Annotated in this window: 13 protein-coding genes; 5 read left to right on the forward strand and 8 right to left on the reverse strand. The window is 60.7% G+C overall.

Annotation, left to right across the window (positions count from 1 at the left end):
* Nucleotides 1-2: 2 nt before the first annotated feature.
* Nucleotides 3-413, reverse strand: coding sequence for a large-conductance mechanosensitive channel protein MscL (mscL, locus tag JQR87_RS16395; protein ID WP_407295078.1), 411 nt, complete (start codon nt 411-413; stop codon nt 3-5).
* Between the two features lie 213 nt (nt 414-626).
* Between mscL and JQR87_RS16400 the strand changes: the two genes are divergently transcribed.
* Nucleotides 627-896: a YdcH family protein gene (locus tag JQR87_RS16400; protein WP_407295075.1), complete on the forward strand. Its 270-nt coding sequence runs from the start codon at nt 627-629 to the stop codon at nt 894-896.
* Nucleotides 897-1,086: 190 nt separating this feature from the next.
* Here the strand turns inward: JQR87_RS16400 and JQR87_RS16405 are convergent, their stop codons facing one another.
* A complete protein-coding gene (locus JQR87_RS16405) occupies nt 1,087-1,521 on the reverse strand; it encodes a CopD family protein (RefSeq protein ID WP_407295073.1) in 435 nt (144 codons plus the stop codon).
* 114 nt (nt 1,522-1,635) lie between these two features.
* On the opposite strand from JQR87_RS16405, the gene radA reads away from it, so the two are divergent.
* Nucleotides 1,636-2,997 carry a DNA repair protein RadA gene (radA, locus tag JQR87_RS16410; protein WP_407295071.1) on the forward strand — a complete coding sequence of 454 codons (1,362 nt, stop codon included), beginning with the start codon at nt 1,636-1,638 and terminating at the stop codon, nt 2,995-2,997.
* Nucleotides 2,998-3,005: 8 nt separating this feature from the next.
* On the opposite strand, the gene JQR87_RS16415 is transcribed toward radA, so the two are convergent.
* The 5 genes from JQR87_RS16415 to glyA (JQR87_RS16435) all read right to left on the reverse strand — a co-directional run bounded on the left by JQR87_RS16415 (nt 3,006) and on the right by glyA (JQR87_RS16435) (nt 7,441).
* Nucleotides 3,006-3,377 (reverse strand): PilZ domain-containing protein, encoded by a 372-nt coding sequence (locus JQR87_RS16415; protein ID WP_407295069.1) that lies wholly within the window; start codon nt 3,375-3,377, stop codon nt 3,006-3,008.
* Between the two features lie 58 nt (nt 3,378-3,435).
* Nucleotides 3,436-3,897, reverse strand: a complete 462-nt coding sequence (locus tag JQR87_RS16420) for a methyltransferase family protein (RefSeq protein WP_407295067.1) — start codon at nt 3,895-3,897, stop codon at nt 3,436-3,438.
* A 95-nt stretch (nt 3,898-3,992) separates the two neighbouring features.
* The gene (locus JQR87_RS16425; protein WP_407295065.1) at nt 3,993-4,631 is read right to left on the reverse strand and encodes a response regulator; all 639 of its coding nucleotides are present in this window, start codon (nt 4,629-4,631) and stop codon (nt 3,993-3,995) included.
* 34 nt (nt 4,632-4,665) lie between these two features.
* Nucleotides 4,666-6,018 (reverse strand): cache domain-containing protein, encoded by a 1,353-nt coding sequence (locus JQR87_RS16430; protein ID WP_407295062.1) that lies wholly within the window; start codon nt 6,016-6,018, stop codon nt 4,666-4,668.
* 169 nt (nt 6,019-6,187) lie between these two features.
* Complete coding sequence (gene glyA / locus JQR87_RS16435; RefSeq protein ID WP_407295061.1) at nt 6,188-7,441, reverse strand: serine hydroxymethyltransferase; 1,254 nt, start codon at nt 7,439-7,441, stop codon at nt 6,188-6,190.
* A gap of 315 nt (nt 7,442-7,756) precedes the next feature.
* On the opposite strand from glyA (JQR87_RS16435), the gene ettA reads away from it, so the two are divergent.
* Entirely contained in the window at nt 7,757-9,424 is a 1,668-nt protein-coding gene (gene ettA / locus JQR87_RS16440) for an energy-dependent translational throttle protein EttA (protein WP_407295058.1), read from the forward strand.
* Between the two features lie 128 nt (nt 9,425-9,552).
* Here the strand turns inward: ettA and gbcA are convergent, their stop codons facing one another.
* Nucleotides 9,553-10,842, reverse strand: coding sequence for a glycine-betaine demethylase subunit GbcA (gene gbcA / locus JQR87_RS16445; RefSeq protein ID WP_407295055.1), 1,290 nt, complete (start codon nt 10,840-10,842; stop codon nt 9,553-9,555).
* A gap of 399 nt (nt 10,843-11,241) precedes the next feature.
* On the opposite strand from gbcA, the gene gbcB reads away from it, so the two are divergent.
* Together gbcB and glyA (JQR87_RS16455) are read left to right on the forward strand one after the other, a co-directional pair.
* Nucleotides 11,242-12,342, forward strand: a complete 1,101-nt coding sequence (gbcB, locus tag JQR87_RS16450) for a glycine-betaine demethylase subunit GbcB (protein ID WP_407295053.1) — start codon at nt 11,242-11,244, stop codon at nt 12,340-12,342.
* Nucleotides 12,343-12,756: 414 nt separating this feature from the next.
* Nucleotides 12,757-14,010 carry a serine hydroxymethyltransferase gene (gene glyA / locus JQR87_RS16455; protein WP_407295052.1) on the forward strand — a complete coding sequence of 418 codons (1,254 nt, stop codon included), beginning with the start codon at nt 12,757-12,759 and terminating at the stop codon, nt 14,008-14,010.
* Nucleotides 14,011-14,028: the final 18 nt, after the last annotated feature.

The following is a 14,028-nucleotide window of genomic DNA, read 5'->3' on the forward strand; positions in this document are numbered from 1 at the left end:
GATCAAGGGCGATTCCGCTCGCGCAAGGCGTCCCGAATTTCGGTCAACAGCTGCTCTTCCTTGCTTGGCGCTGGCGGGGCCGATGGCGCCTCGGCTTCTTTGCGCTTGAGATGGTTGATCGCCTTTACCGCCAGGAAAATCGCAAACGCTACGATGGTGAAGTCAAACACCGTCTGGATGAAGCGGCCATAACTCAGGGTGACTGCAGGCGTATCACCGACTGCCTGCTTGAGTACGATGGCCAGGTCCGAGAAGTCCACGCCGCCAATCAACATACCCAGGGGCGGAGTCACGACGTCAGCGACGAAAGACGAGACGATTTTCGTGAACGCCGCGCCGATGATGATGCCGACCGCCATGTCGATCACGTTGCCTCGGACGGCAAATGCCTTGAACTCGCTGAGCATGCCCATCTTGTATGTTCCTCTTAGTCGTCGAAGGGAGCGCGGTCGAAGCGACCACCGTGCCGCTTCGACCACCAGCAGCATAGGTTGGGTTCAACTAGCGAACCACAGAGCTCGTACGACGGGCGGCAAATCGTGATGAAGCTGGATTGATCGCCGTCAAAAGGAAACCCGAACGGCAACGCTAAGGTACGACCTTTCTCGTTCACCCGGAGCGGCACCATGCACGTTGAAGTTCATCCACTGGCCAAGGATTTCCCGGAAAAGCTCGAACAGCTTCATCAACTTCGTCTGCAGGATCCGGCGTTTGCCCGCAAAGCGGACACTTACGAAGCGCTGGATAAACAGATTTGTCGAGTCGAGGACGGTGTCGAGCTTCTCGATGAAGAAGCGCTCAGCGCACTGAAACTCGAGCGGGTGTCGCTGAAAGATGACATCGCCCGCGCCCTCAAACGCGCCAGCGGCAGCTGTTGCGGTCGCTGCTGCGGCTGAGCCGTTCGGCGCAGACTGTCCCCGCCCTGGTTCGTCAGACTAGCTGACGCGACGGGCGCGGATAGCCCCCTTCTCGGGCCCCCTCACCGAAGCCGTTCCGGAACAATAATCCCGCCGAACGTCCCAGCGCTTCGTCACGAGCCCAGCCGTAAATCGTCACGAATCCTGCAAGGCGGCTCCGCCGTCGCGTTCAGAACAGCCCACCGAATCTGAAGCCCGAACCGACCCAAACGAAAGCTACTGCGGTCAGTGTGATCAGAACAATGTGCACGCCCAGCTGCGGCAATCGCTGCGCATTGAGTTTCGGGATGATCGCCAGCCTTGCATGGATGCCCAGCGCAGCGGTGAACACCAGCAGCATCAGCTTGGCCTGGACCAGATGAGCGGTGGGCGAGCCGCTAAACCACTGCGAATGCGGCAACCACCGCCCGGCAAGCCATATGCCAGTGACGATCTGCAACAGCAAGGCCGGGATCCCGACCCGCTCATAAAGACCTTCAAAAGCGCGCACTGGCTGAACGTCACGACGCCGCAGCGCTCCAGGCAGCACGCTGAACAGCAACACCAGATGGCCACCAACCCAGACGCTGGCACCCAACAGGTGCAGAAACAATATGTAGCGCACGGTGTTACTCCTGTTCGGTTTGTTTACAGTCTGGAGGGTTATGTGGCGCGTGTGGCTGATGCCGATCAAGTCAGTCGCTATCATGCGACTCCACTCATCCAACGCGGAGTTCTCATGGCCAAGGCCAAGCGCATGTATGGCTGCACCGAATGCGGCTCGACCTTTCCCAAATGGGCCGGCCAGTGCGGTGACTGCGGCGCCTGGAACACGCTGGTCGAGACCATTATCGATGGTGCTGCGCCGCCGTCCGGGCGGGCGGGCTGGGCCGGGGACCAGGCCAATATCAAGACGTTGGCGGAGGTCAGTGTCGAGGAAGTACCGCGCTTCTCCACCGCGTCCGGCGAGCTGGATCGGGTACTCGGCGGCGGTCTGGTGGATGGTTCGGTGGTACTTATCGGAGGCGATCCGGGAATCGGCAAGTCGACCATCCTCTTGCAGACCCTGTGCAACGTAGCGCGCCAGTTTCCTGCGCTCTATGTCACCGGCGAAGAATCCCAGCAGCAGGTGGCCATGCGCGCACGACGCCTGGACCTGCCGCAGGACCGGCTCAAGGTCATGACCGAAACCTGCATCGAAACCATCATCGCAACCGCTCGTTTAGAAAAGCCGAAGGTGATGGTGATCGACTCGATCCAGACCATTTTCACCGAACAATTACAGTCGGCACCCGGTGGCGTCGCTCAGGTTCGTGAAAGCGCCGCACTGCTGGTGCGCTTTGCCAAGCAGAGCGGGACGGCGATCTTTCTGGTCGGTCACGTGACCAAGGAAGGCGCGCTGGCTGGCCCGCGGGTACTCGAGCACATGGTCGATACCGTGCTCTATTTCGAGGGCGAGGCGGATGGTCGTCTGCGCCTGCTCAGGGCGGTGAAAAACCGCTTCGGCGCGATCAACGAACTGGGCGTGTTCGGCATGACCGACAAAGGGCTCAAGGAAGTCACCAATCCTTCCGCGATCTTCCTGACCCGCGCCCAGGAGGCTGTACCGGGCAGTGTCGTGATGGCGACCTGGGAAGGCACCCGGCCGATGCTGGTCGAGGTTCAGGCATTGGTCGACACCAGTCACATGGCCAATCCCCGCCGTGTCACCCTGGGTCTCGACCAGAACCGTCTGGCCATGCTGCTGGCCGTCCTGCATCGACACGGAGGTATACCGACCTATGACCAGGACGTGTTTATCAACGTGGTTGGCGGCGTGAAAGTGTTGGAGACGGCATCAGACCTGGCGTTGATGGCCGCGGTAATATCCAGCCTGCGCAATCGCCCGCTGGATACCGACCTTCTTGTGTTTGGGGAGGTTGGTCTTTCCGGAGAGATCCGCCCGGTGCCGAGCGGCCAGGAGCGACTAAAGGAAGCCGCCAAGCATGGCTTCAAGCGCGCCATCGTACCGAAGGCCAACGCGCCGAAGGAGGCCCCGACGGGCCTGCAAGTGATTGCCGTAACGCGGCTTGAACAGGCGCTGGACGCCCTGTTCGAGTAACCACCGCCTTACCGGGGTTCGCCAAGCGCTGCCAGCTCACGCTCAAGCAGCGCTTCGTCGCCGAGGTTGAGCTCGACCAGTCGCCGGAGATGACTGATCGACTCGACATCGATATGCAGACAGACCATACCGACCAGCTCGCCTTCGCCATGAGTCATTTCGACTTCCATGCGCACCTCGGCGTCATCGGAAAGCCGGATACGAGCTTCGAACGGCTGAGCGGGATCCGCGTCCCATTCAGGCGGCAGGTGCACCAGCAGGCCCTTAAGCGAGAGATCGTGCAACTGGACCGGCCAGCGTCGCTGGCCCTGCGTCAGCTCCGTTTCGGCATCGAACTCAAAGCGCTGAAAGCGCCGACGGTCACTGTTTGACTCACTCATCGTATCTTCTCCACAAAAAACGTCTTCCGTAACTATAGGCGACGCCTACCACTGACCGCTAAAACCAGCGTCGCACGCGCCGACGATAGATACGGTAATCATCGCCAAACAAACGCAGCAGCAGGCGCTCTTCATGAACGATGACGGTGCGCTGCATACAAGCGACCAGCAAGGGCAGCAGCAGCCACGGCCAGACGCTGTGTAGCAGCAAGCCGATACCGCAGTAGATGAGGGTGTCACCCAGGTAGATCGGGTTGCGCGAGAAACGGAACGGTCCGCTCTGCAGCAGGCTGCTCGGCTTGCCATAGGGGTTGATGGTGGTGCGATGGCGGAACATTTCCACTGCCGACCAGAGCATCAATGCGATGCCCACCGTTATCGACGCCCAGCCGGCATAGACCGTCAGTTCGAGTGCTGGCAGGTCGAGCGGCACCCACCTCGCGAGTCCCCACGCACAGCCAATGAATACAAGATAGATCAGGGGCGGAGGCGGAACAGCTCTGGCGGAGGCGTGGTTCATGGCGCGTCCCGGTGTGTTGGATGGGCCTATCCTACAGAAGCCGTCGCGTAACACCGCCTGCTTCTAGCTGCATTTGGGGTGTGAACCGGACCTGACTAATGCTGGCCCGGCAGCCAGCCATGCACCATTGCATGTTTCATCAGATCCGCCGGCCGGTCGATATCCAGTTTTCGGCGGATACTCAGTCGATGGGTTTCCACCGTTCGCACACTGATCTGCAGCGCGCGCGCCATGGTCTTGTTGTTGTGACCCTGTGCAAGCATCAGCAGCACCTCGCGCTCGCGCGGTGTGAGTTCGCGCTCCTCGGCGCCCCGGCTGGCCAGTTTCTCGGCGATGCCCTCGCTGTAGTAAGTACCGCCAGCGGCGATGGCTTCAATCGCAACGATGATTTCGCGCGACGGTGCGTCTTTCAGTACATAGCCGCTGGCGCCAACCTTTACCGAGGTGTTCACGTACTCCTGATTGTCGTACATGCTCAAGATCAGCACGCGCTGCTGGGGAAACTGCTGGCGCAGCGATTGCGTCAGTTCGAGACCATTCACGTCTTTCAGACCGATGTCCATCAACACCACATCTGCCGTGACGCGACTGAGCAATTCAAGCGCCTCGGCGCCGCTGCCGGCTTCGCCCACCACGTCCAGTTCGGGCACGGCCATCAGCAAGGCGCGGACGCCGTCCCGAACCAGAGCATGGTCATCGATCAGCGCCACCTTGATGCAACGTTGCGGGTTCATCGAGCGAGCCTCTTATTATTCGAAAACTGAAAATTCAACCGGTACGCGCCGGCAGGGTGACATCCAACTCGGTACCACCCGCCTCGGATAACAGCGTGAAACGTCCGCCGAAGTGTTCCACCCGTTCGCGGATATTACGCAAGCCGATGCCGCCACCCTTGATCTTGTCGACATGGCGTGGGTTGAAGCCGACCCCATCGTCTCTGACGCGCAGGCGCACCGACCTGTCGTCACCGTCCAGGCTGATGTGCACCAATTGCGCCGCAGCATGGCGTTCGATATTAGTCAGGGCTTCCTGCAACACGCGAAACAGCGCGACAGCCACCGCGTCGTCGGGGTCGCTGTCGCCAAGCGCGTTGGTGTATAGCATCTTCAAACCACTGCGCTGTTCGAACTCGGCCACAAGCTGGCCAATTGCCGCTGGCAGCCCCAGGGTATCCAGCAGCGACGGATGCAGGTCATGGGAAATACGCCGTACCTCACCAATCGCGCCGGCAAGCCGCTCGGTACCACGGTCCAGGGTATCCTGCGCTTTGGGGTTGCCGCTGGCGAGCTCATGGCTGGCCAGCTCGAACTGGAACTTGATCGACACCAGCAACTGGCTGATACCGTCGTGTAACTCTCGCGATACGCGGGAACGCTCTTCTTCCTGCAGGCTGACGATGCGCTGAGTCAGCAATTGCAGCTTGCGGTCGGCCAGTCGACGTTCGCTGACGTTGAGCGTCAGGCCGCTGGCGAAAACCAGCAACACCGCAACGAGCGCGACGCCTGCGATCGCGAGCATGGTCGTGTAGATGCCACTGGCTACTTCTTTGCGGGTCTGCAGGATCGCCCGGTCCACATCCTCCAGATAAATGCCGGTCCCCAGCATCCAGCCCCAACGCTCAAGCATCACCACATAGGCCAGTTTCTCGGCGAACTGTCCAGTTGAGGGTTTTTGCCAGGCGTAGCGCTGGAAGCCGCTGCCTGTCGTGGCGCTCTGTATGAGCGCCTGGATCACCTTGAGGCCGTTAGGGTCGGTCATGTTCCAGAGATCCTTGCCGACCAACTCCCGCTGACGGGGATGCATCAGGTTGCGTCCGCTGCGGTCGTAGACGAAAAAGTAGCCATCGCTGCCGAAGCTGAATCGCCCCAAAGCCGCCAGCACCATCTGCTTGGTCAGTTCATCGTCCAAGCCGTTGTCGTAGAGCGGCGCGATCGTGCTCAACGCCATTTCGACGTAGTTCTTCAGCTCGGCCTGCTTGCTCGCCAGAATGCTGCGTTCGATGAGCTTGGCCTGCTGCTCCCCGAGCCGCTGATTCTGGAACAGCACCAAAGCGCAGACCACCGCCACAGCCAATAGCAACGGGAGGATACTGAGCGCGGCTATCTTGTGCTTGAGCTGCATCGAGCCCCTCCGGGCCTGAGGTGGAAGCCATGCGTGAACGTTAATCCGAACGACCGGGCAGCACACTACCAGATAGCACTTTGCCTTGACGCAGCATGAGAGCGAATCCGCCCAGTAAAAAACGAAAAAGCCCGGCAAAGGCCGGGCTTTCGCGACTGCTGGGAGCGCTTTACTTACCGTAAACCGGGAACTTGACGCAGACCGCTTCGACCTTGCCGCGTACGGCTTCGATGACAGACTCGTCACCCATGTTATCGAGGATGTCGCAAATCCAGCCGGCCAGGTCGCGGCACTCGCTTTCGCCGAAGCCACGGGTGGTCACTGCTGGTGTACCGATGCGCAGACCGGAGGTCACGAAAGGCGAACGCGGATCGTTCGGCACGCTGTTCTTGTTCACGGTGATGTGCGCGTTGCCCAGCGCCGCATCGGCATCCTTACCGGTGATGTCCTGCTTGATCAGGCTGAGCAGGAACAGATGGTTCTGAGTGCCGCCGGACACCACATCGAAACCGCGCTGGATGAACACGTCGGCCATGGCCTGGGCATTCTTCACGACCTGCTGCTGATAGGCCTTGAATTCAGGCTGCAGCGCTTCTTTGAAACAAACGGCCTTGGCCGCAATGACGTGCTCCAGCGGGCCACCCTGGGCGCCAGGGAAGACGGCAGAGTTCAGCTTTTTCTCGATTTCGGCGTTGGCGCGCGCCAGGATCAGGCCACCGCGCGGACCGCGCAGGGTCTTATGGGTGGTGGTGGTCACCACGTCAGCGAACGGCACCGGGTTCGGGTAGACACCGGCAGCTACAAGACCTGCTACGTGCGCCATGTCGACGAACAGGTAGGCACCGACCTTGTCGGCGATTTCGCGGAAACGGGCGAAATCCAGCTTTTGCGAGTAGGCGGAGAAACCGGCCACAACCATCTTCGGCTTGTGCTCGAGGGCCAGGCGCTCAACCTCGTCGTAGTCAATCAGGCCCTGGTCGTTGATGCCGTACTGCACGGCGTTGTAGAGCTTGCCAGAGGAGGAGACGCTGGCGCCGTGGGTCAGATGACCGCCGTGTGCCAGGCTCATGCCGAGGATGGTATCACCGGCATTGAGCAGGGCCAGGTAGACCGCAGCGTTGGCTTGCGAGCCGGCATGCGGCTGGACGTTGGCATAGTCGGCGCCGAACAGTTCCTTGGCGCGGTCGATGGCCAGCTGCTCGACCACGTCGACGTGCTCGCAACCACCGTAGTAGCGCTTGCCCGGATAGCCCTCGGCATACTTGTTGGTAAGCACCGAACCCTGGGCTTCCATCACCGCCGGGCTGGTGTAGTTTTCCGAGGCGATCAGCTCGATGTGGTCTTCCTGACGTTTGGCTTCCTGCTCCATGGCAGCGAAAAGATCGGCGTCGAAACGGGCGAGAGTCAAATCACGGCTGAACATGGCAGTCCCCTGGAATCAGCTGGCGGTAATAAAAAGAGGCGCGGATTCTACCTCATCCGCCAAGGCTCGGGTATGAGCCGTGATCATGCGCAACATGAATCCCATCCCCTTCGCGCCGACCGTGCGATGGTTCGCCGAGCCGACCATCGGGCGAACGGCCCGGCTGACGCCTCGAGAGTCATCAAATACCCCAATTCCAGTATGCGGCCCCGGTTTGCCCTGCCAGGAGCAATCCGGTAGCTTTGCCAGTTCGGTTCGACCCGCCCGCGGCGGCGGGATTCGCCTCCTTTTTCCTCGTCACGGGCATTCGTCTCCATGGCTCAATACGTCTACACAATGCATCGGCTCGGCAAAGTCGTTCCGCCGAAGCGTGAAATCCTCAAGAACATTTCCCTGTCCTTCTTTCCCGGCGCCAAGATCGGTGTGCTGGGTCTCAACGGTTCGGGCAAATCCACCCTGCTGAAGATCATGGCCGGGGTCGACAAGGAATTCGACGGCGAAGCGCGCGCCATGCCCGACTTGAATGTGGGCTATTTGCCACAGGAGCCGGAGCTGGACCCAACCAAGACCGTCCGCGAGGTGGTCGAAGAGGCTGTCAGCAGTATCAAGGATGCCCAGGCGCGCCTCGATGAGGTTTACGCAGCATACGCCGAGCCCGACGCCGACTTTGACAAGCTGGCCGCCGAGCAGGCCAAGCTTGAAGCGATCCTGCAGGCCAGCGATGGCCACAACCTCGAGCGCCAGCTGGAAGTCGCCGCCGACGCGCTGCGTCTGCCGCCGTGGGAGGCGAAGGTCGAACATCTGTCCGGTGGGGAAAAGCGCCGTGTAGCGCTGTGCCGTCTGCTGCTTTCGGCACCGGACATGCTGCTGCTCGACGAACCAACCAACCATCTGGACGCCGACTCTGTGGCCTGGCTGGAACACTTTCTCCACGACTTCACCGGCACCGTCGTCGCGATTACCCACGACCGTTACTTCCTAGACAACGTGGCCGGCTGGATCCTGGAGCTCGACCGCGGCGCGGGCATCCCGTACGAGGGCAACTACTCCGGCTGGCTGGAAGCCAAGTCTGCGCGTCTGGCGCAGGAATCCAAGCAGCAGTCAGCCCATGAAAAGGCCATGAAAGAAGAGCTGGAGTGGGTGCGCAAGGGCGCCAAGGCCCGCCAGGCCAAGTCCAAGGCACGTCTGCAACGCTTCGAAGAACTGCAGTCGCAGGAATTCCAGAAGCGCAGCGAAACCAATGAAATTTACATCCCTGCCGGCCCACGCCTTGGTGACAAGGTCATCGACTTCAACAACGTGACCAAGGGCTACGGCGACCGCGTATTGATCGAGGACCTCTCGTTCAGCATGCCCAAGGGCGCCATTGTTGGCGTGATCGGCGGTAACGGCGCGGGCAAGTCGACGCTGTTCCGCATGATCATGGGCAAGGAACAGCCGGACTCGGGCAGCATCGAAATCGGTGACACCGTGCAGGTGGCCTGTGTCGACCAGAGTCGCGATGACCTGGACGGCGGCAAGACGGTCTGGGAAGCGGTCTCCGGCGGTTCCGACATGATCCGTATCGGCAACTACGAAGTTCCGTCGCGCACCTATGTGGGACGTTTCAACTTCAAGGGCGGCGATCAGCAGAAGTTCGTCAAGGATCTCTCCGGTGGTGAGCGCGGCCGTCTGCACCTGGCCCTGACACTCAAAGAAGGCGCCAACGTGCTGCTGCTCGACGAACCATCCAACGACCTCGACGTGGAAACCCTGCGTTCGCTGGAGGAGGCGCTGCTGGACTTCCCCGGCGCCGCCATCGTGATTTCCCACGATCGCTGGTTCCTTGACCGCGTCGCTACGCACATTCTCTCTTACGAGGATGACGGGCAGATCATCTTCTTCGAAGGCAACTACACCGAGTACGAAGCCGACCGCAAGAAACGCCTCGGCGATGCGGCTTCCCAACCGCACCGGGTCAAATACAAGAAGCTTGCCCAGTAGCAACGAAACGGAGCCGAAAGGCTCCGTTCTTGTATGCATCCGCCAAGGGGATGGAGGCACGCCACAATCTGTTCAACCGCCTCGAGCAGATCGCCCGCGTCTCACGGGTGCACTGCCGCTGGCTCAGGTCATTGATTGACCTGCCGGAGATAGGGCGCCGGGGCCGCGCCGAGATTGTTCAGCATGCGCTCGCTGTACCAATCAACGAAGTTAACCACCCCGAACTCGTAGGTTTTCGAATAGGGCCCGGGCTGGTAGGCCGTGGAGTTGATGCCTCGCTGATTCTCTTCCGCCAGTCGACGATCCTGGTCGTTCGTGGCATCCCAGACCTGACGAAGACGAGCCACATCGTAGTCGACGCCCTCCACGGCATCCTTGTGCACCAGCCACTTGGTGGTCACCATGGTTTCCTGAGCACTGATCGGCCAGACCGTGAAGACAATGATGTGATCACCCATGCAATGATTCCATGAGTGCGGCAGATGCAGGATGCGCATCGAGCCGAGGTCCGGATCGGTGATGCGGCCCATGAGTTTCTTGCTGCCCGGTTTGCCATCCATGGTCATCGACACGGTGCCCTTGAGCAACGGCATGCGCACGATACGGTTACGCAGGCCGAAGCTGGCATGTGCGTACGGAATGTTGTCCTTGTCCCAACGGCTGGTGCATTCGGCCACCTGATCCTTGAACGCCTGAGTGGCACGCGGGTCGGTCACGTCATCCCATTCCAGCAGCGTGTTCAGCAGCTCAGGGTGCGAACCGTTGCAGTGGTAGCACTCCCGGTTATTTTCCAGCACCAGCTTCCAGTTGGCCTTTTCCATCAAGGTGGCCTGCACCGCCACCTTGGTGTTCTCCATGTCGTAGGGTTCCATGTAGTGCGTCAGCGTGGCGAGAAAATCATCAATCGCCGGCGGGTTTTCGGCAAGCGAGATGAAGATGTAGCCACCGGCAGTCTTGCACTGCACCGGCTTGAGGCCGTACTGACCCAGATCGAAGTCAGCACCCATTTCAGTGCCGGCGAACAGCAGGCGACCATCCAGCTCGTAGGTCCACTGGTGATAAGGGCATACCAGTTTGGCGACCTTGCCCTTGTCGCTCGTGCAGAGTCTGGAACCCCGGTGACGGCATACGTTATGAAACGCATGCACCACGCCCTCCGCACCCCGGACAACCAGAATCGGGTTATCGCCAATCTGTAGCGTGAGAAAATTGCCCTTCGCCGGGATTTCGCAGGTCATGCCTGCGATCAACCATTCCTTGTGAAAGATCTCCTGCATGTCGATCTGGAACAATCGTTCATCGCTATAGAATGGTTGAGGAAGCGAAAAAGTCGGCTCGCGTGTCTGCAGCATTTCGGCGGTTGCCTTACGCGCAGGTTCGAGCGGATCGCCCAGGCTCAGGTTGGAAGTGGCATCCATCGGTTGCTCCTCAAGCCGGCCGCGCCTTGCAGGCGTCTCTGGCTGGCGACAAAAGTGGCTGTTCGGGTACGACGCAAGGCGGCGAGCCGGATGACATCTGCCGTCGACAAGAAGGCAACTCCGGCAAGATCGCCTTCTCTGCTCGACTGGCATCGAGTGTGTCGCGGCCAAGGTGGCCAACCTTATCCATGGGCGACAGGCACGCATCCGTTTCCGACGCGCCGAGGCGCATATGAGCGGGCTGGTCGCGATAAGCATGCCGATGTCGCGGATAGGTAAGTGGGCCGGTATGACGATGCGCACAATTCTGCGCAAGGAGGGCTGTGCATAGTGCTATCGCAGCCCTGCAGAAGGGCCTGGGCAACGGGCCGTAGTAGCCAGCGCGCAATCGAGGTGAGCATGTCCAGCAACTTCCTCAATCCAGTCAATACCCAGACATGGACCAACGGCCGCCACCTGGTGCGCTGCGTAAAGGTGATTCAGGAGACATGGGACGTTCGCACCTTTTGCTTCATGTCCGACCAGCCGATCATGTTCTTTTTCAAGCCAGGCCAGTTCGTCACCCTGGAGCTTGAGATCGATGGCCAGCAGGTGATGCGCTCTTACACCATTGCCAGTTCACCCTCGGTGCCCTACAGCTTTTCGCTGACGATCAAGCGCATCCCGGGCGGCAGAGTATCCAACTGGCTACACGACAATCTTTCCGAGGGCGACCAGCTGCCGGTACATGGTCCGGTCGGCCTGTTCAACGCCATCGACTACCCCACCGACAGAGCCTTGTTTCTCTCCGGAGGGGTCGGGATCACGCCCGTGATGTCGATGGCACGCTGGTTCTTCGATACCAATGCCAATGTCGACATGGTGTTCGTCCACAGCGCCCGCTCGCCAAAGGACGTGATTTTTCACCGCGAGCTCGAACACATGGCCTCGCGGGTAAACAACTTCAGCCTGCATATCATCTGCGAGCGGCATGGCATGGGCGAAGCCTGGGCTGGTTACCGCGGCTACCTCGACCAACGCATGCTGGAGCTGATCGCGCCGGATTTCCTTGAGCGGGAAATCTTCTGCTGCGGGCCAACCCCCTACATGAACGCAGTCAAGCGGCTGCTCACCGTCAACGGCTTCGACATGCAGCGCTACCACGAGGAGTCCTTTGGTGCGACGCCAGCCGATGTGCGCAACGACGTCAAGGAACTCGCCGAGCGAGCCGCCGATGCGCCCGACGTACCGCTCGAAGAGCTCAATCAGGTGGAGTTCACCGCGACGGGCAAAAGCATCCGCGTGGGCCCGCGAGACACGGTCCACTCGGCAGCGGCACAACTTGGGCTGCATATTCCCAAAGCGTGCGGCATGGGCATCTGCGGCACCTGCAAAGTGATGAAGAAAGCCGGCGAAGTGACCATGGAGCACAACGGCGGCATCACCGATGAAGACGTTGCCGAAGGCTACATCCTGTCCTGCTGCAGCGTGCCCAAAGGCGACGTGGTCATCGACTACTGAGTCTCGCTCCGGGACGCTTTTAAGCGCTCACAGCTGTCGCGCACGCCTACCGCCTGGCTGACAGGCGGTAGGCAACAGCTCACCTCGCAGCACCAGGCCCACCTCCCCAGCCAACCGTACATCCGCTTTGAATGGGCGGCCTAGAGGCCTTCGCACCCGACGGAATCGACATGCTCATCTCTACTTGATGAGCGCTTCTGACGTAGCGGCAGCCTCGCCTCTGCCCGCTTTCGAGGCGGGTTATCCCGGGCGACAACTCGGATTTCGATAACGACGAGGCCATGTCGCAAACGAACTCTCACAAGACGCAGGCAGGCATCTTCCCCGCAGGGCCCGGCCCTACCATCGCTTCCAGAGACAGACCACGGCCTTCACCGAGGCGAATGGCGCCACAGCGCCTTTAGGAGATCCGCGATGTTCAGCAAGCAAGACCAAATCCAGGGCTATGACGACGAACTTCTGGCTGCAATGAACGCCGAGGAGGCTCGTCAGGAGCACCACATCGAACTGATCGCCTCGGAAAACTACACCAGCAAGCGGGTCATGCAGGCTCAGGGCAGCGGGCTGACCAACAAGTACGCCGAAGGCTATCCGGGCAAGCGCTACTACGGTGGCTGCGAGCATGTCGACAAAGTAGAACAATTGGCGATCGACCGCGCCAAAGAGCTGTTCGGCGCGGACTATGCCAACGTGCAGCCGCACTCGGGCTCGTCGGCCAACAGTGCCGTCTACCTGGCCCTGCTGCAGCCCGGTGACACCTTGCTCGGCATGAGCCTTGCCCACGGCGGCCACCTGACCCACGGTGCCAAGGTCAGCTCGTCTGGCAAGCTGTACAACGCTGTGCAATACGGCATCGACACCGATACCGGCCTGATCGATTACGACGAGGTCGAGCGTTTGGCGGTCGAGTGCAAGCCGAAGATGATCGTGGCCGGTTTCTCCGCCTATTCGAAAACGCTGGATTTCCCTCGGTTTCGCGCCATAGCCGACAAGGTCGGTGCGCTGCTCTTCGTCGACATGGCTCATGTGGCGGGTCTGGTCGCTGCCGGTCTCTATCCGAATCCGATTCCCTTCGCCGACGTGGTCACGACCACGACGCACAAAACCCTTCGGGGTCCCCGTGGCGGCCTGATCCTCGCCCGCGCCAATGCTGACATCGAAAAGAAGCTCAACGCTGCGGTGTTTCCGGGCGCGCAGGGCGGTCCGCTCATGCACGTCATCGCCGCCAAGGCGGTGTGCTTCAAGGAGGCACTGGAACCTGGCTTCAAGGCCTATCAGCAACAAGTGATCAACAACGCCCAGGCAATGGCGAAGGTGTTTATCCAGCGCGGCTTCGACGTGGTATCGGGCGGCACCGACAACCACCTGTTCCTGGTCAGCCTGATCAAGCAAGGCATCACCGGCAAGGACGCTGACGCTGCCCTCGGGCGCGCCGGCATCACGGTCAACAAGAACGCCGTACCCAACGACCCACAGTCGCCCTTCGTTACATCCGGGCTGCGCATCGGTACGCCAGCCATAACCACGAGGGGCTTCAAGGAAGACCAGAGTGCTGAGCTTGCGGGCTGGATCTGCGACATCCTCGATCACCTCGGAGACGACGATGTCGAGGCACAGGTTGCCCGACTGGCCGCAGGGCTGTGCGCCGATTACCCGGTGTACCGCTGATTCGCAGGGCGAACGTGC

Source organism: Stutzerimonas stutzeri, assembly GCF_051028275.1.
Taxonomy (GTDB): Bacteria; Pseudomonadota; Gammaproteobacteria; order Pseudomonadales; family Pseudomonadaceae; genus Stutzerimonas; species Stutzerimonas stutzeri_AS.

What these genes read in the sequence shown, in the direction of transcription:
- JQR87_RS16415 (WP_407295069.1), bottom strand. Translation starts at nt 3,377, where the DNA reads ATGAGTGAGTCAAACAGTGACCGTCGGCGCTTTCAGCGCTTTGAGTTC.
- glyA (WP_407295061.1), bottom strand. Translation starts at nt 7,441, where the DNA reads ATGTTCAGCCGTGATTTGACTCTCGCCCGTTTCGACGCCGATCTTTTC.
- glyA (WP_407295052.1), top strand. Translation starts at nt 12,757, where the DNA reads ATGTTCAGCAAGCAAGACCAAATCCAGGGCTATGACGACGAACTTCTG.
- JQR87_RS16425 (WP_407295065.1), bottom strand. Translation starts at nt 4,631, where the DNA reads ATGAACCCGCAACGTTGCATCAAGGTGGCGCTGATCGATGACCATGCT.
- gbcB (WP_407295053.1), top strand. Translation starts at nt 11,242, where the DNA reads ATGTCCAGCAACTTCCTCAATCCAGTCAATACCCAGACATGGACCAAC.
- ettA (WP_407295058.1), top strand. Translation starts at nt 7,757, where the DNA reads ATGGCTCAATACGTCTACACAATGCATCGGCTCGGCAAAGTCGTTCCG.
- radA (WP_407295071.1), top strand. Translation starts at nt 1,636, where the DNA reads ATGGCCAAGGCCAAGCGCATGTATGGCTGCACCGAATGCGGCTCGACC.
- JQR87_RS16400 (WP_407295075.1), top strand. Translation starts at nt 627, where the DNA reads ATGCACGTTGAAGTTCATCCACTGGCCAAGGATTTCCCGGAAAAGCTC.
- JQR87_RS16420 (WP_407295067.1), bottom strand. Translation starts at nt 3,897, where the DNA reads ATGAACCACGCCTCCGCCAGAGCTGTTCCGCCTCCGCCCCTGATCTAT.
- mscL (WP_407295078.1), bottom strand. Translation starts at nt 413, where the DNA reads ATGGGCATGCTCAGCGAGTTCAAGGCATTTGCCGTCCGAGGCAACGTG.
- JQR87_RS16430 (WP_407295062.1), bottom strand. Translation starts at nt 6,018, where the DNA reads ATGCAGCTCAAGCACAAGATAGCCGCGCTCAGTATCCTCCCGTTGCTA.
- gbcA (WP_407295055.1), bottom strand. Translation starts at nt 10,842, where the DNA reads ATGGATGCCACTTCCAACCTGAGCCTGGGCGATCCGCTCGAACCTGCG.